General features: G+C 64.8%; 19 protein-coding genes and 2 tRNA genes. 11 read left to right on the top strand and 10 right to left on the bottom strand.

Annotated features, from left to right (window positions below; genetic code table 11):
- Positions 1-44: 44 nt before the first annotated feature.
- Positions 45-1,718 carry a DUF1559 domain-containing protein gene (locus tag PX52LOC_RS34925; protein WP_149114417.1) on the top strand — a complete coding sequence of 558 codons (1,674 nt, stop codon included), beginning with the start codon at positions 45-47 and terminating at the stop codon, positions 1,716-1,718.
- Positions 1,719-1,774: 56 nt separating this feature from the next.
- Positions 1,775-3,169 carry a DUF1501 domain-containing protein gene (locus PX52LOC_RS34920; protein ID WP_149114416.1) on the top strand — a complete coding sequence of 465 codons (1,395 nt, stop codon included), beginning with the start codon at positions 1,775-1,777 and terminating at the stop codon, positions 3,167-3,169.
- Here the strand turns inward: PX52LOC_RS34920 and PX52LOC_RS34915 are convergent.
- Positions 3,166-3,657 (bottom strand): low affinity iron permease family protein, encoded by a 492-nt coding sequence (locus tag PX52LOC_RS34915; protein ID WP_149114415.1) that lies wholly within the window; start codon positions 3,655-3,657, stop codon positions 3,166-3,168. The two genes, PX52LOC_RS34920 and PX52LOC_RS34915, sit on opposite strands and share 4 nt — an antisense overlap.
- Before the next feature lie 27 nt (positions 3,658-3,684).
- A complete protein-coding gene (locus tag PX52LOC_RS34910; RefSeq protein ID WP_149114414.1) occupies positions 3,685-4,590 on the bottom strand; it encodes a YihY/virulence factor BrkB family protein in 906 nt (301 codons plus the stop codon).
- A 260-nt stretch (positions 4,591-4,850) separates the two neighbouring features.
- Here PX52LOC_RS34910 and PX52LOC_RS34905 point away from each other — a divergent pair, with 260 nt between their 5' ends.
- The 5 genes from PX52LOC_RS34905 to PX52LOC_RS34885 all read left to right on the top strand — a co-directional run bounded on the left by PX52LOC_RS34905 (position 4,851) and on the right by PX52LOC_RS34885 (position 8,688).
- Positions 4,851-5,555 (top strand): OmpH family outer membrane protein, encoded by a 705-nt coding sequence (locus PX52LOC_RS34905; protein ID WP_149114413.1) that lies wholly within the window; start codon positions 4,851-4,853, stop codon positions 5,553-5,555.
- A 73-nt stretch (positions 5,556-5,628) separates the two neighbouring features.
- A complete protein-coding gene (gene lpxC, locus PX52LOC_RS34900) occupies positions 5,629-6,531 on the top strand; it encodes a UDP-3-O-acyl-N-acetylglucosamine deacetylase (RefSeq protein ID WP_246173817.1) in 903 nt (300 codons plus the stop codon).
- A 66-nt stretch (positions 6,532-6,597) separates the two neighbouring features.
- Positions 6,598-7,689: a Gfo/Idh/MocA family protein gene (locus PX52LOC_RS34895; RefSeq protein WP_246173559.1), complete on the top strand. Its 1,092-nt coding sequence runs from the start codon at positions 6,598-6,600 to the stop codon at positions 7,687-7,689.
- A gap of 143 nt (positions 7,690-7,832) precedes the next feature.
- Positions 7,833-8,081, top strand: coding sequence for a putative signal transducing protein (locus tag PX52LOC_RS34890; RefSeq protein WP_149114411.1), 249 nt, complete (start codon positions 7,833-7,835; stop codon positions 8,079-8,081).
- 16 nt (positions 8,082-8,097) lie between these two features.
- Positions 8,098-8,688 (top strand): malonic semialdehyde reductase, encoded by a 591-nt coding sequence (locus PX52LOC_RS34885; protein WP_149114410.1) that lies wholly within the window; start codon positions 8,098-8,100, stop codon positions 8,686-8,688.
- 34 nt (positions 8,689-8,722) lie between these two features.
- On the opposite strand, the gene PX52LOC_RS34880 is transcribed toward PX52LOC_RS34885, so the two are convergent.
- From PX52LOC_RS34880 to PX52LOC_RS34870, 3 genes are all read right to left on the bottom strand, one after another.
- On the bottom strand, positions 8,723-9,937 hold the full coding sequence (locus tag PX52LOC_RS34880; RefSeq protein ID WP_149114409.1) for a dipeptidase: 1,215 nt from the start codon (positions 9,935-9,937) through the stop codon (positions 8,723-8,725).
- Positions 9,938-10,019: 82 nt separating this feature from the next.
- Positions 10,020-12,470 carry a DUF1549 domain-containing protein gene (locus tag PX52LOC_RS34875; RefSeq protein WP_149114408.1) on the bottom strand — a complete coding sequence of 817 codons (2,451 nt, stop codon included), beginning with the start codon at positions 12,468-12,470 and terminating at the stop codon, positions 10,020-10,022.
- A 144-nt stretch (positions 12,471-12,614) separates the two neighbouring features.
- The gene (locus PX52LOC_RS34870) at positions 12,615-13,904 is read right to left on the bottom strand and encodes a DUF1501 domain-containing protein (RefSeq protein ID WP_149114407.1); all 1,290 of its coding nucleotides are present in this window, start codon (positions 13,902-13,904) and stop codon (positions 12,615-12,617) included.
- Positions 13,905-14,049: 145 nt separating this feature from the next.
- On the opposite strand from PX52LOC_RS34870, the gene PX52LOC_RS34865 reads away from it, so the two are divergent.
- The 3 genes from PX52LOC_RS34865 to PX52LOC_RS34855 all read left to right on the top strand — a co-directional run bounded on the left by PX52LOC_RS34865 (position 14,050) and on the right by PX52LOC_RS34855 (position 14,492).
- Positions 14,050-14,120: transfer RNA gene (locus PX52LOC_RS34865), tRNA-Arg, on the top strand.
- Between the two features lie 29 nt (positions 14,121-14,149).
- A complete protein-coding gene (locus PX52LOC_RS34860; protein ID WP_149114406.1) occupies positions 14,150-14,413 on the top strand; it encodes a hypothetical protein in 264 nt (87 codons plus the stop codon).
- A gap of 8 nt (positions 14,414-14,421) precedes the next feature.
- Positions 14,422-14,492, top strand: a tRNA-Cys gene (locus PX52LOC_RS34855).
- A gap of 22 nt (positions 14,493-14,514) precedes the next feature.
- Here the strand turns inward: PX52LOC_RS34855 and PX52LOC_RS34850 are convergent.
- Positions 14,515-15,231, bottom strand: coding sequence for a hypothetical protein (locus PX52LOC_RS34850; protein ID WP_149114405.1), 717 nt, complete (start codon positions 15,229-15,231; stop codon positions 14,515-14,517).
- 197 nt (positions 15,232-15,428) lie between these two features.
- Positions 15,429-17,372 carry a potassium channel family protein gene (locus PX52LOC_RS34845; RefSeq protein ID WP_149114404.1) on the bottom strand — a complete coding sequence of 648 codons (1,944 nt, stop codon included), beginning with the start codon at positions 17,370-17,372 and terminating at the stop codon, positions 15,429-15,431.
- Between the two features lie 87 nt (positions 17,373-17,459).
- Between PX52LOC_RS34845 and PX52LOC_RS34840 the strand changes: the two genes are divergently transcribed.
- A complete protein-coding gene (locus PX52LOC_RS34840; protein WP_149114403.1) occupies positions 17,460-17,798 on the top strand; it encodes a (2Fe-2S)-binding protein in 339 nt (112 codons plus the stop codon).
- Positions 17,799-17,802: 4 nt separating this feature from the next.
- Here the strand turns inward: PX52LOC_RS34840 and PX52LOC_RS34835 are convergent, their stop codons facing one another.
- The 3 genes from PX52LOC_RS34835 to PX52LOC_RS34825 are packed head-to-tail and all read right to left on the bottom strand — an operon-like array spanning position 17,803 to position 21,319.
- Positions 17,803-18,264, bottom strand: coding sequence for a response regulator (locus PX52LOC_RS34835; protein ID WP_149114402.1), 462 nt, complete (start codon positions 18,262-18,264; stop codon positions 17,803-17,805).
- Between the two features lie 3 nt (positions 18,265-18,267).
- Positions 18,268-19,758, bottom strand: coding sequence for a sensor histidine kinase (locus tag PX52LOC_RS34830; protein ID WP_149114401.1), 1,491 nt, complete (start codon positions 19,756-19,758; stop codon positions 18,268-18,270).
- Between the two features lie 46 nt (positions 19,759-19,804).
- Positions 19,805-21,319, bottom strand: coding sequence for an FAD-dependent oxidoreductase (locus tag PX52LOC_RS34825; protein ID WP_246173558.1), 1,515 nt, complete (start codon positions 21,317-21,319; stop codon positions 19,805-19,807).
- Positions 21,320-21,359: the final 40 nt, after the last annotated feature.

Raw genomic sequence — 21,359 nt, 5'->3', positions numbered from 1 at the left:
CTATACTGACACCCCATCCCCGGTTCGATCTCTGGAGGCCGATCATGCGTTCCCTCGTTACCCGAACGGTCGCCGCGGTTCTCGCGGCCGTCGTTCTCACCCCCGCCGTGCGGGCCGCCGACGAAGACCTCGCGATGGTCCCCGGCGACGCGGCCGGGTTCGTCCACCTGCGGGTGGCCGACATCTGGAAGCACGACATGATGCAGGCCATGCGCGACATCGTGCAGGGGGCCGGGCCGAAAGCTCTGGCCGCGTTCGAGAAACAGGTCTACCCGTCGCCCTCGACGATCGAACGGGCCACCGTGATCCTCCTCCCGCCGAAGGACGACCGCGAACCGCCGACGATCGTCAGCGTGATCCGGTTCTCGGTCGCGATCGACGCCTGGAAGCTGCGGAAGCTCTACGTGCCGAACGCCGTGGAAACGAAGGTGGACGGCAAGTCGGTCTACATCGACAAGCAACTCGACGTCGGCCTGCACTTCGTGGACGACAAGCACCTCCTGATCGGCCCCGGCCCGATGGTCGCGGCCTTCCTCTCGCGGCCGGTGGTGCTGAAGGGCGGCATCACGCCGGCGGTCGAGGCGGCCGCGAAGGGCATGGCCGTGGTCGCGGCCGTGAACGTGCGGGCGTTACCGATCCCGCCGCAGGCTTTCGAGCAAGTGCCCGAGAACCTTCGCCCGCTGCTGAAGGCCGACCGCATCACGATGACGATGGACCTGAAGGACGCGGCCCCGGTGATCGCGCTGCGGGCCAACTACGGTGGCGAGAAGATGGTCGCCGAGGCCGAGGAAGCCCTGAAGGATGCCGTGAAGATCGCGAAGACGCTGATGACGCAGCCGAAGTTGCAGTTCGAGAAGGCGCTCTATGAGAAGGAAAACGACGGCCCGCGGCCGGTGAACGAGCTGCCGCAAATCCTCGGCTCCCTCGCCGGATTGGGGGCAATCAGCCAGGCGAATCAACTGCTCGACAACCTGCCGATCAAGCGCGACGGCAACGACCTGATGGTGAGCGCGACGATCCCGAAGGAGTTCAGCATGGTCGCCGGCGTCTACCCGGTGGCCCTCGGCCTGATGCTGCCGGCCGTGCAGAAGGTCCGCGAGGCCGCCGCGCGGGCGAAGAGTAGCAACAACCTGAAACAACTCGCCATCGCCTTCCACGCCTACCACGACGTGAACGGCAAGATGCCCACGAACGTCTACGACAAGAACGGCAAGGCCATGCTCTCGTGGCGGGTCCACCTGTTGCCCTACGTCGAGCAGGATAATCTGTACAAACAGTTCAAGCTCGACGAGCCGTGGGACAGCGACAACAACAAGAAACTGATCGAGAAGATGCCGAAGGTCTTCGAGGTTCCCAACGCCCGGGCGACGGAAGTCGGGAAGACGTTTTACCAGGGCTTCACCTGTGCGAAGGGGACGTCGCCGCGGTCGTGGTTCATCAACGACCCGGCGGCGAGGACGTCGTTCGCGAACATCACCGACGGCACCTCGAACTCGATCATGATCGTCGAGGCGGCCGAGGCCGTGGAGTGGACGAAACCGGCCGACGTGGTGTACGATCCGAAGAAGGACGTGCCGAAGCTCGGCGGCCATTCGTCCGGCGGGTTCAGCGTTGCGATGGGCGACGGCAGCGTCCGCTTCATCCGCGACACGATCGCTCAGACGGCGTTGAAGGCCGCCATCACCATCGACGGTGGTGAAGTGGAGAATATCGACTGAGAAGTATCGTTTCGCGTCGGACCCGTGGGGTCCGACGCCCTCCTTCGGACTCACGCATGTACCCCTGCCATCGCACCGCCCCCACGTTCAGCCGCCGCGAGTGGCTCACCCGCTCCGCCAACGGCTTCGGCGCGATGGCCCTCGCCGCCCTGCTCGCCGAGCAAGTGCAAGCCGACTCGTCGGGCACCGCGAGGAAGCCCCACTTCGCGCCGAAGGCCGATCGGGTGATCTTCCTGTTCATGGACGGCGGGCCGTCGGCGGTGGACACGTTCGATCCGAAGCCGCTGCTGACGAAGGAACACGGCCAGCCGTTCAAGATGAAGAAGGAGCGGACGCAGTTCAACAACAACGGCAACACGCTCGGTAGCCCCTGGAAGACCAGCCAGCGCGGCCAGTCCGGCCTCTGGGTCAGCGACCTGTTCCCGAACCTCGCGACGCGGGCCGACGACCTGACCGTCGTCCGGTCGATGGTGTCGAACTTCTCCGAACACACGGGGGCGAACTACTTCTTCCACAGCGGCCACGGCCAGCAGGGGCGGCCGTCGCTCGGGGCGTGGGTGACCTACGGCCTCGGCAGCGAGTCGAAGGAACTGCCCGGCTTCGTCGTCCTCGGCAGCGGCATGATCCCGCCCGGCGGCATCGACTGCTTCGGCAACGGCTTCCTCCCGGCCACTTACCAGGGGTCGCTGTTCCGCCCCGGTAAGGCCCCGGTCGCTGACCTCACGCCGGCCGGGTCGCAGAAGGCGAAGCTCGACCTGATTCGCAAGCTCGACGCGGCCACGAACGCTCGCCTCGGCGGGAACGATCAGGTCGAGTCGGCCATCGCCAACTACGAACTCGCCGCCCGAATGCAGACGGCGGTGCCGGACCTGTACGACCTATCGAAGGAGACGAAGGACACGCACGCCCTTTACGGCCTCGACAACCCGAAAACGCAGGTCTTCGGCTCGCAGTGCCTCATCGCCCGGCGGATGATGGAACGCGGCGTGCGGTTCGTCGAACTACTCTGCCAGAGCCTCGGCCACGACCGCTGGGACCAGCACTCCGGACTGAAGAAGGGCCACGAGGACAACGCCCTCGCGGTGGACAAGCCGATCGCGGCACTGCTGACGGACTTGAAGCAACGGGGGTTGCTCGACCGCACGCTCATCCTGTGGGGCGGGGAGTTCGGCCGGACGCCGTTCGCCCAGGGCAGCGACGGGCGGGACCACAACCCGTTCGGCTTCAGTGTGTGGCTGTCGGGCGGTGGCACTAAACCCGGCATCGCCTACGGGGCGACCGACGAGTACGGCTACCACGCCGTCGAGAACAAAGTCCAAGTTCACGACCTGCACGCCACGATGCTGCACCTGCTCGGGTTCGACCACACCAAGCTCACGTTCCGCTTCGGCGGCCGCGACATGCGGCTGACCGACGTTCACGGCGAACTCGTGAAGGGCATCCTCGCCTAGCCCTTCGCGATCGGAACTTCGCCGGTCAGGTTCTTCTGTTTCCGCTCGTGCCGCTCGGCCGCATCTTCGACGGAGTGAGAGTCCTTCAGGCTGCCCGCTTTCTTCGCGAGCTTCACGAGCGTGCAGAAGTGCTCGTGGAGCGTCCCGACCTCTTCCTCGGTCAAATCTTCCACGTTGATGAGCCGGTTACTCGCCCCTTCGAGGGCCGCCACGATCTCGTTCAGCTTCAAGTGAACGGCTTTCGAGTCTTTGTTCTGCGCCCGCTGAATTAGGAACACCATGAGGAAGGTGACGATCGTGGTGCCGGTGTTGATGACGAGTTGCCAGGTGTCGGAATAGTGGAAGAACGGGCCGCTCACGAGCCAGACAATGATGACGAGGGACGCCAGGCCGAAGGCGGTCGATCCGCCGGTCCACCGGGCGGCCCCGCCAGCGAGGCGGCCGAGGAACGAATCGCGAGGGTGACCGTTCGATTTGTCGGACGACATGACGACCTCGGAGAGAAATCACCCGGCTCACTCGCCGGGTGCCATCGCGGCGGTTGTTTTTTCGGTCAGGCGTTCCGCGTTGGGCATGGGTTGCCCGCGGCCGACGCGCTTCGTCATCACCTGAGTCAATTCAGCCCCGAAGAACAGGATCAGGGCCGAGTAGTAAATCCAGACCACCAGAGCCACGAGCGAACCGGCCGCCCCGAACGGCGAGGCGACGCCCGCCTTGCCGAGGTACAGGCCAATGAGGTACTTGCCGAGCGTGAACAGTGCCGCCGTCACGGCGGCCCCGAGCCAGACTTCCCGCCACCGCAATTTGACGTCCGGGAGGAACTTGAACATCATCGCGAACAAGACCGTCACGACGATGAAGCCCAGCCCGATGTTCGCGACCCGCATCAGCGTCGGCAAGCCGGGAATCCACCCTTCGAGTACGTGGTCCATGGCCGAGAGGGCCGTCGAGAGGACGAGCGACACGAGAAGAAGGAACCCGATGCACAGCACCATCGCGAAGCTGAGGAAGCGGTCGTGGAGAACGCCCATGATTCCGCGGCCGGGTCGCGGCTTCACGTCCCAGACGGTGTTCAGCGCGTCTTGAAGTTCGCCGAACACGCCGGACGCCCCGATGACGAGTGTCCCGATGCCGATGACGGTTGCCCAAACGCCGGCCCCAGGCTTACTGGCGTGTTCCAGCATGACTTGAATGGCTTCGGCCCCCGACTGCCCGACCATGCCCCGGAACTGATCGACGAGTTGCCCGCGGGCCGCCTCCTCCCCAAATACCGCCCCGGCGACCGCCACGGCAATGATCAACACGGGGGCCAACGACAGGATGGTGTAGTACGCCACCGCCGCGGCCAACCGTGGGGCCTTGTGATCGAGCCAAGCTGTTCCGGCCGTTTTGACGATTTGCCAGAGATCTCGCACAGTCATGTCGTCTCTCACGGTGGTAGCACTCCCGAGATTCATTGCGAAATCCGTGCCGCTTCCTGGGCCGCCTCTCACTTTGGCCGGATCGGGCGGGCGAGAGCCGGCGGCAATTCGTGTTGACGCGGTCGGATGGGTCGGTTAGAACCGCCCGACCCTGACGGTTCTTCTTGGAACGGAACACTGAGAGAGCCATCGCTCGGCGGGTGGGGGTACGGGGAACGGAATCTTCGACCGCCGACGGGGACAGGCAGAGGAGGCCAATCGTGAAGCGGATTTACGTCTACTTGATGGCGGTGGCCGGGTTGGCCATCGCGGGTTACATGGCGACGGGCTTGAAGGCCCAAGCCCCGGCCGCTGCCGCACCCGCGGCCACGACGCCGGCGGCGCGCGGCACCGTGGCGGTGTTCAACGTGGCCCGCGTCATGAAGGACTTCCAACGGTGGCAGTACTTCGCGGCGACCATGAACGAGGAGCGCCAGAAGAAGGGCGCCGAGCTCGCGAAGCTCCGCAACCAGATTCTCGAAAAGGAAGCGGCCGGGCGGACCGAAACGTCGCCGACCAAGAAGCAGCAGATCGAACAAGAAATGACGGCGATGCAGCGGCAGTTCGAGGACCTGGAAAAGGCCATCCGCAAGGACATCGACGACAAGTCGGCCAAGCACCTGCAAGAACTCTTCACCCAGATCCGCACGGTCGTCGAGCGCGTCTCGGAAGTCAACGGGTTCCAACTCGTGATGGCCTACCCGGACGCCCTGACCGAAGAAGAAATGAAGTCGCCACTGTACTACGACCTGAAGCTCCGTCCGCCGGCGGCCATGCCGTTCTACGTCTCGCCGAGCATCGACATCACGAAGGTGGTCGTGCTGACGCTGAACCAGAACTTCGCCGCCCCCGGCCCGGTCCCGGCCGTGACACCCGCTAGCGGGACGACGCCGGCCCCCGCGGCCCCCGGCGCGCCGCCGAAGTAACCGTGTCCGATCCGCCCGCCGGGGCCGTCTCGGCGGGCGTCGCCTTCATGTGCGAAGACAGGACTTGCGAACCGTGCAACTGATCGGGTACCGATATCAGCGGACGCTGGGCCGGGCGGTTGATGTGGCCGGCACCGGCTTCATCAGTGGCCAGGCGGTCCGCGCCCGGTTGCGGCCGGCCCCTGCCAACACTGGCGTGGCCTTCGTCCGCAGCGATCGGCCCGGCTCGCCCCGAACGGTGGCTCTGGCCGCCAACGTCACCGATACCCGCCGCCGGACGACGATCGGATCGGCGAACGACGGCGTGACGCTCGTCGAGCACGTGTTGGCTGCCTTGGCCGGCCTCCGCGTGGACAATTGCACCATCGAACTCAACGGCCCCGAACCGCCCGGCCTGGACGGCTCCGCCCGCGGCTTCGTGGAGGCGATCCATCAGGCCGGCGTTCTCACCCAGAACGTGCGGCGGCCGATCGTGACCGTGTCGTCGCCGGTCGTCGTCACGAAGGACGGTGCGAGCGTGAGCATTCACCCCGCCGATACCGGACTGCGGATCAGTTACATTCTCGACTACGGCTACCACTCGCCGATCCCGCGGCAGACCGCGACCGTCGAAGTCACGCCCGAGACGTTCGCCCAGACCATCGCGAACTGCCGGACGTTCCTCCTCGAAGCCGAGGCGACGGCTCTGCGGGCGCAGGGCATCGGCCGGAACGTGAACGTCCAGGACTTGCTCGTGTTCGGCCCCCAGGGGTTGATCGGCAACCAACTGCGGAGTGCCGACGAACCGGCCCGCCACAAGATTCTCGACCTCGTCGGCGACCTGTCGCTGTCGGGGTTCGACCTGGCCGGGCACGTGGTCGCCTACCGCTCGGGGCACAGTTTGAACGTGGAACTCGCGAAACAAATTCTCGCGCGGGAGGGAACCGCGACGGCACCGGCCGTCCTGTCGTTTCCCGCGCGGCGGCGGGCCGCTTGACGCGACCGGCTGACACGGCGGCCCGCACACGGATCGTGCGGGCGGAAGTTTGCTAAGGAAGGCAACATGAGTCGCTTGCGAATGGCCGTGATCGGCGTCGGACACCTCGGACAGCACCACGCCCGCATCCTCGCCGGCCTTCCGGACGTGGACCTCGTGGGTGTCGTCGATTCCAGTCCCGATCAGGCGAAGGCCGTCGCCGCCCGCCTCAACACGACGGCGTACACTTCGCACGAGTCACTGCTCAAGACGGTCGACGCGGTTTCAATCGTGACGCCGACGATTCACCACCATTCCGTCGCCGCCGAATTCCTCAAGGCGGGCGTGCCGGTCCTGGTGGAAAAGCCGATCTGTCGCACGCTGGCCGAGGCGGACGAGTTGATCGAACTGGCCGCGAAGGCCGGCGTGCCGCTGCAAGTGGGCCACATCGAGCGGTTCAACCCGGCCTTCGAAGAACTCAGTCGCCGGCCGATCCGCCCGAAATTCGTCGAAGCCGAACGGCACGGGCCGTTCACCGGCCGTAGTATCGACATCGGTGCCGTCCTCGATTTGATGATCCACGACATCGACCTGCTGCTCGCTCTCGACGGCACGTTGGTGAAGAAGGTCGAAGCCGTCGGGGCCAGCGTGTTCGGCGGTCACGAGGACATGGTGAACGCCCGCCTGACCTTCGAGAGCGGGTGCATCGCCCACGTCACGGCCAGCCGCATCACACAGCGGCCGAAGCGCCGCCTCCGCATCTGGGCACCCGAAGGGTACGCGGGCATCGACTTCGTCACGCGGAAGCTCGTGCTCGTCCAACAAAGCCCCGAAGTGCGGCAGTACGGCCTGCGGGCCGACAAACTCGACGCCGCCGCCCGCGCCCGCCTGAAGGACGAAGTCTTCGGCCGGCACCTCCAGGTTCGGTACGTGGACGGCGACCGGAAGGGCGACCAACTGACGAACGAACTCCGGCACTTCATCGACTGCGTCCGCACCGGCCGCACGCCGCGTGTGACGGGCGAAGACGGCCGTGAGGCGTTGGCCGTGGCCGAGCGAATTCTTGAAAGCGTTCGCAGCCACGAGTGGGAAGGCCGGCCGGAAGGGTCGGTCGGCCCGACCAAGATGCCCCGACCGGCCGGCTGGCTGTTCGAAGTACCGCGGGCCGAGGCCGCGTGACCGAACGGAGAAAGACTTCCACGACCGCGAGGGTACATTCCCTCGCGGTCGTTGTTTTGGCGTGGCACTCGGTTCCGCCCCACCCCAGCCGTAGGCTATAATGACCGCGTCCTATCGCCTACCACACTCATTCGGGGCGAACGATGGAACTCACCGACGACATTGTCAAGTTGGCCACTGGCACTCTGTTGGACATGCAGATGCTGGCGAACGAGTTGAGCGCCGAGGGGATCGCGGCCCGCACCGTCGGCGACGACCTGACCGCCGGCCTGGGGACGGTGTTGCCGGGATCGGTCGAACTCTGGGTCCGCACGGACGACGCGAACCGGGCCGAAGAGATCATCGCCCGGTACAACGCGACCAAACCCGTTTCCACCGAATCACTTTCTTAGTTCCACGGAGTACCCGATGAGTCAGCTGAACGCCGAAGGGCAAGACCTGCTCTTCCGCAACGCCCGCACGCACTTCCACTGGCTGCCGACGCCCGTCGAGGACGCCGAACTGCGGCAACTCTACGACCTGGCCAAGTTCGGGGCGACCTCCGCGAACATGTGTCCGATGCGGGTCGTCTTCGTGAAGTCGAAGGAGGCGAAGGAAAAGCTGAAGCCGTGCCTCGACGCCGGGAACGTCGACAAGACGATGGCCGCACCAGTCACGGCCATCGTCGGCATGGACGTTCACTTCTTCGAGCAACTGCCGAAGCTGTACCCGCACGCCGACGCGAAGGCGTGGTTCAAGGACTTGCCGGAGCCGGTGCTGGAGATGATCGCCCTCCGCAACTCGTCGCTGCAAGGGGCGTACGTCATGCTCGCCGCCCGCGCCGTCGGCCTCGATTGCGGCCCGATGTCCGGCTTCGACAACGCGAAGGTGGATGCGGCGTTTTTCGCCGGCACGACGGTGAAGTCGAACTTCCTCTGCAACCTCGGCCACGGCGATGCGAGCCGGCTCCACCCGCGCAGCCCCCGGCTGACGTTCGAAGAAGCGTGCACGGTGGTTTGACGTCGGCCGGTGAAGCCGCGGGTTGAACCCGCGGCTACTTCTTCCCCGCGACGGCTTCCGCGTCGCGGAACACGCGCATCAGGTTGCCGCCGAGCATTTTCTTGATCTCCTCCGGCCTGTACCCGCGGTTCAGCATCTCCTGGGTAATGACCGGGTAGGTGGACACGTCTTCCAGTTGGTCGGGCAACTTCGTGATGCCGTCGAAGTCGGACCCGAGACCGACGTGATCGATCCCGGCGACCTTGATGATGTGTTCGATGTGATCGACGACCGTGTGGACCGTGCCGTTCGGGTAGGCGTTATCCTTCTGCCACGCCAGCATGGCCTCCCGGTACTTCGCATCGTCGTCGGGGAACTTCTTCTTCAACTCGCGGCCGACCTCGAACATCTTCCGCATTGCCCGTGCGCCTTCCGGCACGACGAACCCGGAATAGAAGTTGACCATCACGACGCCGTTGTTCGCCTTGACCAACTTCAGGACGTCGTCGGGCACGTTTCGCGGGTGGTCGGCCACGCTGCGGGCGGACGAGTGTGAGAAGATGACCGGGGCCTTTGTGACCTTCAGGGTCGCCTTCATGCACTCGGGCGAGACGTGTGACAGGTCCACGAGCATGCCAATCGCGTTCATCTCGGCGATGACCTGCTCGCCGAACGGCGACAGGCCGCCGCATTTCGGGGCGTCGGTGGCGCTGTCGGCCCAATCGAGCGACTCACTGTGCGTGAGCGTCATGTACCGGACGCCGAGGCGGTAGAGGGCGCGGAGGCTACCGAGCGAGTTATCGATCGAGTGCCCGCCCTCGATGCCGATGAGCGAGGCGATCTTGCCGTTCTTGCGGATGCGCTCGATGTCGGCGGTGCCGTAGGCCATCTCGAAGTCGTTCGGGTACTCTTTCACCATGCGGTGGATCGTGTCGATCTGTTCGAGCGTGGTCTTCACGGCCACGCCCTTTTTGGCCGTGTCCACCGGAACGTAGGCCGACCAGAACTGTGCCCCGATGCCGCCCTTTTTCAACCGCGGGATGTCGGTGTGCAGGTTCTTCTGCGGTCGCAGCAGGTCGATCTCGCGGAACGACGCCCCGCCGTCCTTCCGCCGCAGTTCCCACGGCAGGTCGTTGTGCCCGTCGATGACGAGCGCCTCGGCGTGCAGTTTGAGGGCGGCGTCGGTAACGACGACGGGCTTTCGCGACGGCGGGTCGGCGGCGAAGGCGGGCAAAGCGAAGAAAAGCACGGCAAGTGCGCGAAGGGGCATGAGGGTGAATCCACGGTGAGTTCGGAGGCTGAGAGGTAGAGATGAGTATAGCGGGCGACCCGTCGGGTCGCCCGCGAAACGGTCACTGGTTGAACAGGAACGCCTTTGTGTTCAACAACGCCCACACGAGGTTCTCGTAACCCTGCTTCTTGTCCTTCGCGTACTTTTCCAGGTGGGTTGTCGCCATCTGAAGTTGATCGGCCGTCGGCGGCTTGCCCAGGGCGGCGAGGAAAAGTTCCGTCACCTTCTCGGCGTCGGGCCGCGGGTCCTTCGCCAGTTTGTCGGCCCGGCCGGCCGCGCGGGAAATCTTGTCCTGCACTTCCTGCGAGTTGAGCATGTGCAGCGTCATCGCCAAACTCGCCTCGTTGACGCGCTCGCACTCGCAGGCACTGATCCGCTGCGGCCGGCCGAACACGTCGAGGAAGTAAGACGTGAACGACTCGTCCGGCAGCATGATCGCCCGCTGCGGGGCGTTCTTGTCGGTCGGCAGGCCGCCGAACTGCGAGGGGCTGTTCGTCACTTGGCACACGGCGTCGAAGACCACCTCAGCATTCAGCCGCTTCGGATAGTACCGTGCGAACGATTGCTTGTCGGCCTTGTTGAAGTCGTTCGGCACGGCACTCAGGGCATACGTGCGGCTCTTGCAGATCGTCTTCACGAGGGCTTTCAGCGAGAACTTGTCGTCGAGCAGCGACTTCGCCAGGGCGTCGAGTAGTTCCGGGTTCGACGGCGGGTTTGTGACGCGCATGTCGTCGAGCGGGTCCACGATGCCGCGGCCGAAGAAGTGCGCCCAGTAGCGGTTCGCCACGGCCTTCGCGAAGAACGGGTTCTTCGGGTCCGCCATCCAGTCGGCCAGCTTCTGCCGCGGGTCGTCGGCGCCATCCACTTCCATTGGGTCAGCGTCCAGCGGCTTCAGCGGGGCCGTCTTGTTCAGCCGCTTGTTAGTCACGCTGCCGGTCGATTTCACGTAGATGAGTTGGCGGCGGTCCTGGTTGTTATTCGGCTGCCCCGGAGATGCGATCGGCTTCTTGCCGACGCGGCCGAAGAACGCGGCGAGACCCCAGTAGTCGTCCTGGGTCCACTTCTCGTAGGGGTGGTGGTGGCAGTTGGCGCAGGCCAGCCGTTGGCCGAGGAAGACTTGTGACAGGTCGTCGACGAAGTTTTCCGGCGTCGTGACCTCCTTGTACCACACGGTCGGTGGCGACTTGAGTTCGTCGCCGTTCGCGCAGATGATTTCCCGCGCGAACTGGTCGTAGGGCAGGTCGGCGGCCATCGCCCCGCGAATCCAATCGTGGAAGGCGAACGTACCGGTGGCCCGCCCCGCTTGGTTCTTCCGCTTCACTCGCAGCACGTCGGCCCACTTGTTGGCGAAGTAGTAGGCGTACTCCGGCGTCTCCACGAGGCGGTCGATCAGCTTGTCCCGCTTGTCGGCAGACTTGTCGGCGAGGAAGGCGGTCACGGCCGCCACGTCCGGCAGTGTGCCGGTGATGTCGAGGTAGGCGCGGCGAAGGAAGGCTTCGTCGGTGGCCTCGTCCGACGGTACGAGGCCGAGTTCCCGCCACTTCTTGGCGGTGAACTCGTCTACGACCGTCTTCGGCCGGAACGCGAAAGGCTCCTTCGGGCCGGGTTGCGGGACGATGCCGCGGAAGACCGTGACCTGCCCGGAGAAGCGCACCATGACAGCGGCTTGCCCGGTCATCGAGAGGGTTCGCACGAGGCCGGTGCCGTCCACGACGGCGACTTCGGTTTCGTTGCTTTCGAACTGCGTGCGGCGGGTCACATCTTCGACACTGCCGTCGGAATAGTGCGCGTGAACGGCGAGTTGCTGCCGGCTTTGCCGGTCGATGACGCGAGACGCCGGGTGGACGGTCAGCTTCGTGATGGCCGGGTCGGTCGGCTCGCCGTAAGGCATGCCGGTCGCGATCCAGCGGCGCAGAACCTTGTACTCTTCCGAGCCGGGTTCGATCTTCTTGCCGCCGCCGTGCGGGACCTGCCCCGTGGCTTTCGTGAGGAACAGCGAGGCGTCCGGCGAACTCGGCATCAGCCGGCGGCCCCGGCCTTCCTTGAGGAGCGTGGTGTAATCGAGTTCGGGGTCGAAGCCGAGCAGCGAGAGGCGGAAGCCGTTCTGGCCCTGAATCTTGCCGTGGCAGCCACCGCTGTTACAAGACATCTTCGTGAGGATCGGCTCGACTTGATTGTTAAAGTTGATCGGCCGCGGCGTCTCCATCGACGACACCGTGACGGGCACTTTGACGCTCTGCCCGTTTGCCGTGGCGGTGATCTCGGTCGTGCCGTTCGCCAGCGGGAAGACGCGGCCGTTCTCATCGACGCGGCAAACCTTCGCGTCGGCGACGGCGTATTTCGCCTGCCCGGTCGCGTCGAGTTCGCGGTTAGTCACCTTCGCTGTGACGAGCAGTTGTGGCGCATCGTCGGCCCCGCGGATCGCCAATGCCGGCGGGAAGGCCGTCAGCGATTGGGCCGAGGCCGTGCCGGCGAGCAAGAGTAAACCCGCGAGGGAAGCAAGTATGCGCATGGCAGGAGATGGGCTGAGGTAGGCGGGGAAGAAGCATTCGCCGCAGATCCACGCGGAGGAACGCAAATTCGGAAAACCAAAAATCGGATTGGTCTTCTGGTCGGATCTGCGGTGATCGGCGTGAACCTGCGGCTCGATAACCAATTATACCAACTCGCGAACCGGGTCACGGTCGTCGAGGATGTACATCGGTCGGCCGCTGCCGTTGGGGAAGGTCATCGCCGGGTCGATGCCGATGGCCCGGTAGAGGGTACTCATCAGTTGCGGCACGGTGTAGGCCCAGTCCTTCGGCCGCTCGCCCTTGGCGTTGGTCGCTCCGACGGCTTGACCCATCTTCAAGCCGCCGCCGGCCACGAGCGCGCTCATTGCCGGCGACCAGTGGTCACGGCCGGCGCTCGCGTTGATCTTCGGCGTGCGGCCGAACTCGCCCCACATCACCGTCACCACGTCGTCCTGCAACCCGCGGTCGTGCAAGTCTTGAATCAGGTTCGCGATCGCTTGATCGACCTTCGGCAGTTGCTTTTTGAGGCTCTGGAAGTTCTGGCCGTGCGTGTCCCATCCGCCGATGGAGAGGGTGACGAAGCCGACGCCGGCTTCGATCAGGCGGCGGGCCGTTAGGAATTGCTCGACGCCTTTGTAGCGGTCACGAGTGGCCTTGTCTTCTTTTTCGAGGTTCAGAGCGTTCCGCACCACGCCGCTGCTCACCATGTCGAGGGCGCGTTCGGTGTAGGCGTCGATGCCCTTCATCGCGCCGCTCGCGTCGATCTCCCGCCGCGTGTCGTCGAACGAATCGAGCAGCGTCTTCCGCGTGTCGAGCCGTTCGGGGGTGACGCCGCCGGCGAGTTTCAAGTTCGCGTTGCCTGGTCCGCTCGGCGTGAACGGGCGGTGCGACAAGCCGAGGTAGCCCGGCTCGGTGCCGCGGGACATGCCCCGGAGCGAGACGAACGGCGGCACGGATTCGGGGCCGTCGCCTCGGAGCTTCGAGACGACGGCCCCGAACGACGGGTGGCCGGCGGTGGCGTTCACGCGGTCCGGGTAGCCGGTCATCACGAGGGTGTCGCTGTGCTCGTCCACGCTCGTCAGGGATCGCACTACGGCGAGCTTGTCCCACATCTTCGCTTGCAGCGGGAAGTGTTCGCAAATCTGCACGCCGGGCACGTTCGTGGCGATGGGGTTGAACTCGCCGCGGATTTCCTTCGGCGCGTCCGGCTTCAGGTCGTACATGTCCAGGTGGCTCGGCCCGCCCGGCAGGTAAATGAAGATCGCGGACTTCATCGCCTTCGACCGCGTGCCCTCGGTCTTCTTCGCGGCCGCCTGTGCCCGGTAAGCGTCCGCTAGCGTCAGACCCGCTCCGAAGGTGCCGACCTTGAGGAAGTTTCGCCGAGAGACGCCGTCACAAAATGAATTGGTGGTGGAGCCAAAAAAGTTGAGCATACGGCACCGAAGAAAGGGAAAGGGGTGGGACCGTCTGAGGGAGGCAGATTAGAGTTTCCTCAGAATCGGGCCGCGTGTCAATCGAAAAGCCGAAGGAATCGCCGAACCTTCCGCCGCCCGGTCGTCTCCTTTTTCTACACGCAACGTCCTCGGGGTGTGGTGGAGGCACGCGACCCTGCGAAGGTCGTAGACCAGGTTCGATTCCTGGCGGGGGCACTGATTCCGTTCCGAAGTCGGAGATGCCGATGGCCCGCAAGAATGTCTTCTACCGCCAGTGCCGACTCGTCAAGGACATGGGCCAGTCGCAGTGCGTTCAGGTGTCGTGGATTCCCGACCAGTTCGCGGAACTCGGCCGTACGCTCAAGCTGCGTGACGAGGACAAGAACTGGGAGAACGGTTGGGTCGTTCGCGGTGTCGGTCGCAACCGATTGGCGGCCGCCGACGTGCCCGACTTCCACGAACTCAGCAAGGCCCACCTGCGGGCCACGGGCGACGCCGAGACGGCGTGAACAACGAAGACGCGGGAGCCAGACGGTCGGGCGATCGGCTGCAACCCGATAGAAGTGGGTTCGACTCCCACCCGCGTCTCTACCTTTTACTCGCCTACCTTTTACTCGCGAATGCCCAATCGACCCCGCTGGGCCGGTGGGCCGTAGGTCGGCACCGGCAGGCCATCGTGCAGGAACAACTGCACGCCGGTGATCGGTTTGAGGATCGGCCGTTCGTAAGCCTTCCGGTACGCGATCGGATAGGCGTCCAACCCGAGGGACGTGGCGACCCAGTCGTGGGTTTGCGTCCGGTCGATGATCCAGGGATTCAATCGTTCCAGCACGAAGTGACTCGCCGTGTCGCCCCACCCCGGACTGTAGACGACCAGCCTGCGACCCTCCTCGATTTTACTCACCGCGTGAATGCAATTGCTGACCGTGTCGTTGCGGTAGAAGGTGTCGTTCGCCTTGTACTGAACCTTGCCACTTTCCAACAAGCGGATCTGTTTCATCGCCCGGCGGTACAACTCCGGCTCGATCTCATACGGCCCCCACAACGAGACTCGCGCTCCGTCCCGCTGGGCAATCTGGAGCGTTTCTTCTAGCCCGTAGTTTCGTCCCGGTTGAGGGCGGAGAGCCTGGACGCGGATCGGGAATTCGGTGGGCAGCCAACTGATTGTGTGCGATTCGAGCGGCCCACCCTCGGCCGCTTGCCGCGCGAACGTCGCGAACGTGTGGGCGTAGTTCGGGTTTCGCGGGATGCGTTGCGAGCCGAACATGAGAAGGAAGTAGCGATCCTCTGCGCGAGCCGAACCGCCGACCAACGTGGACAAAATCAACAAACAAATTCCAAGCCTCAACATTTGCGTCCGTCCTTCGAGAGCGTCCATTCAACGGGGAGAACCCGGCCGAAAAATCCCTCCCTCACATTCGTCATTCCGGCGGCCCATTCCCCGACGGGTATTCACCCGTCGGGGAATGGGCCGCCGGATCGAACTCGAAAATCGTTACAACTGCACCACCAGGGCGGACCCACTCATACCGTTGCCGGCGCGGCTTCTGCCCGGGCGTCCACCTTGTTTCGCTCGACGAGAGCCAGAAGTTCTTCGGACTCGCCGGCGGTTAGTTGCTCGGCCAGCACAAAGGGTGTTTGGGCGACGACGGCCGCGGCCTCCTCCTCGGTGCAACGGCGGTTCGTTCGCACGATCGACCACAGCAGTTCTCTCGCGGAATAGGGGTACGATTCCACCACCACCCGGCGGTCGGCGGGGGCCGGTTCGCGGCGGACGAGTCGTTCCAACGCCGACAATTCGGCCACGATGGTCAGCTTGTCCCCGGCCTGCAAGCGGAGCGCCTTCGGCAAGCCGTCCTGGGGGAACGGCGGCTTGCCGCCGATGCCGAGGGGCAGGAACGAGTAGTCGAACATGGTGGCCAAGAGCGACTGCTCGTGCAGGCACGGGTCGTTCGGCTGAACCGTCAGTTCCACGATCGCGAGGGTGCGCGAGCCGACCGTGATGAGCGTTTGCACGCGATCGCCGTAGAGGGCGGCCGCGAACGCGGGGGCCGCCAGCGCCGGCACGGAAACCGCGTGCTTGATGTTCGCCGAGTCCCGCACGGCCTCGGCGAAGGTTGGTTCGGTCAGGCGGACCACAATCCGGTGGGTCGAGTTCATCTCGCGGGCCAGCAGGCCGATTTCCAGGTTCCTCAGCTCCGATTCCGTGGCCGCGATCACCGATCGGGCGGTGCCGGCGCGGGCTTGCTTCAGCACCGCGCCGACCGTGGCGTCGCCGATGATGACGGCCGCCCCGAGTCGGCGGACCGTTTCCGCGAACGGGTTGTCGTGGACGTTCTCGATGGCCACGACCTGATGCCCGAGCCGGACGAGTTCTTCGACACAGCGGAAGCCGACGTTGCCGAGGCCGCACACGACGACATGCCCACCATCGGGGATGCGACGGGCCTCCAGCACGCCGCCGAGTTTCGCCCGGATGAAGTACTGCGTGAACAGGGCCGTGAAGATGGCCAGCAGGGCCGCTCCGGCGATTTTCAGGACGCTGACGAACACCTTCGCCCACGGCGGCCGCGACTCGGCGTGCAACTCCCCGCCCGTCGCGACGATGCTCACGGTCTGGTACAGACCGTCGGCCCAGTCGGTGCCGACGCCATATCGGAACATCAGGGTGCTGACGAAGAGCGTGAAGAACAGCCCGGCACTCGCAAGGCGCACGGGCAGGTCAATCGCCCCTAGGGTGCGGCCGACGGTGCGGAGTTGTCGCCGCAGCCACCCGGCCCACCGCACGCCGCCGAAGAGGTTGCCGTCTTCGTCCACCAGAATCGGAGCCAGGTCTTCCGGCCGGCCGCACGCCACAAAGTGGTCGCCGACTGCCAGCCGCGTGTCGCCGGAGACCGCCTCCCACAGCTTCGCCTCGCCGCCACTCGGCGTGTGCGAGAGGATCATCAATTTGTGCTGCTTCGCGAGGTCGCCGAGACGGGCGTGAACGAGGGGCGAATTCTCCGGGACCACGACCTCAGCGACCTGGTGCGGCACGTCGTCGAGTTTGAAGACGCCGAGCGTGTCGCCGGTGAGCGCGGTGAGGGCGATGAGCGGGGCAGTAAGGGCCGACACCGATAGGGCGACGGTGTTCTTCATCGCCGCCCCGAGGCGGGGGATGAGGTTCTGGTTGAACATCCGCACCACGACGCGGACGTCGGGATTGAGCTTCCGCACCAGCATCGCCGTCGAGACGTTCACGAGGTCGTCGCTGGTCACGATGATGACGCCGCGGGCGGTTTTCAGGCCCGCCTGTTCGAGCAGTTCCGGTCGGCGGCAGTCGCCCTTGATGAATGGCACGCCGGCCAGTTGCGGGTCGGTCGGGTCGTTCTCGGAGATGACCGACACCGGCACTCCGGCCGCCTTGAGGTGTTGCAGGATGCGAAAACCGACCCGGCCCAGACCGCACAACAGAACCGGCTGATTCACAGATCACCCCCGACTTTGGGTAGAACCGTTCGTACCCGGCGAGTGATAATGTAGGTGCCCTCGCTCAGTCATTCGGAGATGGTGTCGATGGATTTGGACGACCCCGTTTGTCTCTGCTTTCGCGTGTCGAAGCGGAAACTCCTGGCGTACCTCCGAACGCAACACCCGAAGGTCGCGAGCCAGCTGTCGCAGTGTGGCGGGGCCGGCACCGGCTGCGGGTGGTGCGTGCCGTACCTGAAAAAGCTCTTCGAACAACAGGAAGTGGAGCTGTCGGCCGAGGAGTACACCCGGCAGCGAGAAACGTACCGGGAGACGGGAGAACGACCGGCGGGGATGGACTCGGCGAGCGGGGGGCGTAAGCCTCCTGATTCTCTCGCGGCGGACGAAGGATCAGGGGGCTTACGCCCCCCGCTCGCCGACGATTGATCGATTACGGTTGCTGGCCTGGAGAGGGGAGTTCGACGATTTCCAGCCAGTACTTGCCGAGGGTCTGAATCACGTCCACGAGTGCCTGGAACGTCACCGGCTTCGTGATGTACGAGGCCGCCGACAGGTCATAGGTGCGGTAGATGTCCTCCTCGGCCTTCGAGGTGGTCATCACGATCACGCGAATCTGCTTCAGGTTCGGATCGGCCTTGATCTCCTTCAGCGCTTCGCGACCGTCCTTCCGGGGCATGTTCAGGTCGAGCAGAATCAAGCCGGGCCGCGGCGACGACTCCGGGTCGGCGTACTTGCCGCGTCGCTTGAGGTAGTCCAACAGTTCCACGCCGTCTTCGACGAACCGCAGGTCGTTGGCTAAATGATTCTTCTCAAAGGCTTCGCGGGTCAACAGGCGGTCATCAGCGTCGTCGTCGGCCATGAGGATGACAATCGATTTCGCAGGGCGATCCATTGATTACTCCAAGGTAGTCTGGTCCACCGGCAACGTGACAACAAAAGTTGATCCAACGTCCGTCTCGCCGATGGCGGTAATCGTGCCGTGGTGCCGCTCGACAATTTTGCGGCAAATCGCCAGGCCGATCCCATTGCCTTCATATAGACTGCGGCCGTGCAGTCGCTGGAACATCTGGAAAATCCGCTCGGCATATTCCTGCTCGAACCCGACGCCGTTATCCGCGACGGTGAGCCGGCACGCGGGGCCGGGGATTCCTTCGACTTCTGGTAGTAATTCTGCCCGAACGGTCACGACAGGAGATTCCCTCGGCTTGCGGAACTTCAGGCCGTTGGCGATCAGGTTTTGCAGCAGTTGTCGTATTTGCAGCGGGTCGGCCGCGATTGTGGGCAAGGGTTCGACCACGTCAACCCGGCCGCCCGTTTCCCGTAATCGCCCCTCAAGGTCGGAAACGACCTCTTCGGCGATCCGCGCGAGGTTGGTCGGAACGAACGGTTGACCCTTCCGGGTGACGCGAGAGAAACTAAGTAGGTCGTCGATGAGCGTTCGCATCCGTCCGGCCGACGAGACGATGCGGGCGAGATAGTCCTGCCCCGCTCCTTGAAGGACCGGCCCGCTCACTTCGCTAAGGCGGTCGGAGAATGCCTGAATCTTCCGCAACGGCTCTTGCAAGTCGTGCGAGGCCACGGTGGCGAACTGCTCCAACTCGCGGTTGCTCTCTTCGAGCCGCTTGGTCGAGTTTTGCAACTCTATCTCGGCCCGTTGGCGTTCCAAGACTTCTGCTTGCAATTCGGCCGTGCGATCTTTGACCCGCTGTTCGAGGGCGTCGCGGGCCGCTTGCAGCATCATCGCGGTTTGTTCACGCTGGTGGCGGTCCCGCATCGTCAGGCCGAACGCGATTGCCGTCAGGAAGAGACCGAAGAGAACCGACAGGATCATCGTCACGACGGCCGTGTTGTACTGAGTCCGGGATTCGCGAGTTCGGATCGTCAGCAGGCGTTGCTCCTCGGCTTTCATTTCGCCGATGAGACTCCTGGCCCGCTCCATCTCGGCGTTGCCCGTTCCTTGCAGAATGAACCGCTCCGAGGCGTCGAACCCCTGGTCTTGGCGAATCTGGATGCCGCGGCCGTAGAGGTCGAGGACCGACTCTGCCGCCCGGCGGAATTCGGAAACGCGCTGTTGCTGGGCCGGGTTGTCCGACGCGAGTTGTTCGAAGGTCGAAAGGTGCAGGGGCAGGGTGGCTTTCGCTTCGTGGTAGGGCTTCGCGAACGCGGTGTTGCCCGTCGCGTGGTAGCCGCGATACCCGTTCTGCGCGTCCTTTAGCGTGGACAGGGTCGCTTCCAGCACGTCCAGAACTTCGTGCGTGTGAGCCACCCACGACTCGCTCTCGGCCAGCCGGGTGATGTTCCGATAGGTGACGATGGCGAAGAGAATCAGGGTCAGGAAGATGACGCAAAAGCCGACCAAGACGCCGCGGCCGAGCTTTCTGTCCATTCGGTCTCACTCAGGGTGGTTTGAACCGGGGTGGCGTGTCGACGGCTCAGTCCACGTTCTTCAGGTCCCCGACCGACGGACCGTGAAGGCAGGTGCCAGTCGCACTGAAACGCGAACCGTGGCACGGGCAGTCCCACGTCGATTCGGCCGCGTTCCAGTGGACGATCGCCCCCATGTGCGGGCACACGGCGGACATCTTCGTCACCGCCCCGCGGTCGTCTTTGTACACGGCCAGTTTCGTCAGCCCACTCCGAATCACGGCCCCCTGACCGGGCGGGATGTGATCGGGATTTTTCACGTCCCCGCCGGTCACCCAGTCGACGTACTGCGCGGCCATGTTCAAGTTTTCGCCCAGTCGCGTGAGCAGTGCGCCCGGCATCAACCGCGACGGCGAGTAGGCGGCCGCCGATTCGTTCACCCGGTTCGCGACGAGGTCGGTCACCAACTGTGCCCCGAGCGTGCCGTGGGTCAGGCCCATCCCCGAATCGCCGGTGATGACGAACACGTTCGGCCCGTTCCACGGGGCTAATCCGATCAGGCCGAGGCCGTCCGGCGTTTCAAAAACTTGCCCCGACCAGCGGTGCCGGACCGGGCCGAGGTTGGGAAACCGCTCGCGCGTCCAGGCGGTCAAACGGTCCCACCGGGTCGCTTGATCCTGGGCTTGGCCGGTCTTGTGATCCTCCCCGCCGACGATGAGCGTGTCCACGTCACTGGCCGGGCCACCGGGTTGGAGGCGGACATAGTGGTACGGGGCGGCCGTGTCCCAGAAAAGACCGTCGGCGAAAGAGCCACTCGGAACGTTGGCCGCGAGCGCGTAGGTCAGGTGGGCCGAGACTTTCGTGTGCAGGACGGTGCCGCCCTCGAAGGGGTTGTTCGTCGCGATCACGACTGCTCCAGCCGTGACGGTGTGCTCCTTCGTCGTTCGGACCTCACAGGGCCGGCCGCCGCGGACCTTCTCGACAACAGTGTCCGTGTAAATCACGCCGCCCTGCTGCCGCACCGCCGCGACCAACCCGAGCACGTACCGGATCGGGTGAAAGCGCGCGTGGTCGGGAAACCGGAGGCACTCGACTTCCTTCTCGTTCGGGAACGCGAGCTTCGTGCGCTCGAACGGCAATTCGAGGCGAGTCAGCGTTTCGGCCTCTTCGTGCAACAAGTCTGTGCCGTTTGCCGCGGCGAAGAGGTGGCCGCTGACGGCGTGGTAATCGCAGTCGATCTGCTCCCGCTTTACGATGTCGCCGATCAACGCGATCGCGTTTCGGTGGGTGCTGGCTGCCGTCTTCGCAATGGCATCGCCGCGAACCGCAACGAGGTGCGAGAAGTGGTCGTCGAGGTACCACGCGAGATGGGCGGTCGTGTACTCCGTCTCGCCGGCCGCGAACTCCGGCTTGGCGTCGAGGACGAGCACTCGCTTTCCTTCGCGTCCGAGCAGGTACGCCGTGGTCAACCCCGCGATGCCGGCCCCGATCACGCACACGTCGCACGTGTCGTTTCCGGCGAGGGCCGACGCCGTGCGGGCGGAGGCGGCCGGCGTCCAGAGCGAGGAGGTCGAAGAAGACATACGCCACCCGGTGAGGGATTCGGAACCCTCCTCGAATGGG

The sequence above is a fragment of the Limnoglobus roseus genome, from assembly GCF_008254045.1.
In the GTDB taxonomy this organism is placed as follows: domain Bacteria; phylum Planctomycetota; class Planctomycetia; order Gemmatales; family Gemmataceae; genus Limnoglobus; species Limnoglobus roseus.
This window is presented reverse-complemented; position numbering and strand designations above follow the sequence as displayed.

Excerpts from the sequence above, each read along its gene's own strand:
- PX52LOC_RS34925 (WP_149114417.1), top strand. The coding sequence starts at position 45 with ATGCGTTCCCTCGTTACCCGAACGGTCGCCGCGGTTCTCGCGGCCGTC.
- PX52LOC_RS34920 (WP_149114416.1), top strand. The coding sequence starts at position 1,775 with ATGTACCCCTGCCATCGCACCGCCCCCACGTTCAGCCGCCGCGAGTGG.
- PX52LOC_RS34835 (WP_149114402.1), bottom strand. The coding sequence starts at position 18,264 with ATGGATCGCCCTGCGAAATCGATTGTCATCCTCATGGCCGACGACGAC.
- PX52LOC_RS34870 (WP_149114407.1), bottom strand. The coding sequence starts at position 13,904 with ATGCTCAACTTTTTTGGCTCCACCACCAATTCATTTTGTGACGGCGTC.
- PX52LOC_RS34885 (WP_149114410.1), top strand. The coding sequence starts at position 8,098 with ATGAGTCAGCTGAACGCCGAAGGGCAAGACCTGCTCTTCCGCAACGCC.
- PX52LOC_RS34910 (WP_149114414.1), bottom strand. The coding sequence starts at position 4,590 with ATGACTGTGCGAGATCTCTGGCAAATCGTCAAAACGGCCGGAACAGCT.
- PX52LOC_RS34915 (WP_149114415.1), bottom strand. The coding sequence starts at position 3,657 with ATGTCGTCCGACAAATCGAACGGTCACCCTCGCGATTCGTTCCTCGGC.
- PX52LOC_RS34880 (WP_149114409.1), bottom strand. The coding sequence starts at position 9,937 with ATGCCCCTTCGCGCACTTGCCGTGCTTTTCTTCGCTTTGCCCGCCTTC.
- PX52LOC_RS34825 (WP_246173558.1), bottom strand. The coding sequence starts at position 21,319 with ATGTCTTCTTCGACCTCCTCGCTCTGGACGCCGGCCGCCTCCGCCCGC.
- PX52LOC_RS34860 (WP_149114406.1), top strand. The coding sequence starts at position 14,150 with ATGGCCCGCAAGAATGTCTTCTACCGCCAGTGCCGACTCGTCAAGGAC.
- PX52LOC_RS34840 (WP_149114403.1), top strand. The coding sequence starts at position 17,460 with ATGGATTTGGACGACCCCGTTTGTCTCTGCTTTCGCGTGTCGAAGCGG.
- PX52LOC_RS34895 (WP_246173559.1), top strand. The coding sequence starts at position 6,598 with ATGAGTCGCTTGCGAATGGCCGTGATCGGCGTCGGACACCTCGGACAG.
- PX52LOC_RS34830 (WP_149114401.1), bottom strand. The coding sequence starts at position 19,758 with ATGGACAGAAAGCTCGGCCGCGGCGTCTTGGTCGGCTTTTGCGTCATC.
- PX52LOC_RS34875 (WP_149114408.1), bottom strand. The coding sequence starts at position 12,470 with ATGCGCATACTTGCTTCCCTCGCGGGTTTACTCTTGCTCGCCGGCACG.
- PX52LOC_RS34890 (WP_149114411.1), top strand. The coding sequence starts at position 7,833 with ATGGAACTCACCGACGACATTGTCAAGTTGGCCACTGGCACTCTGTTG.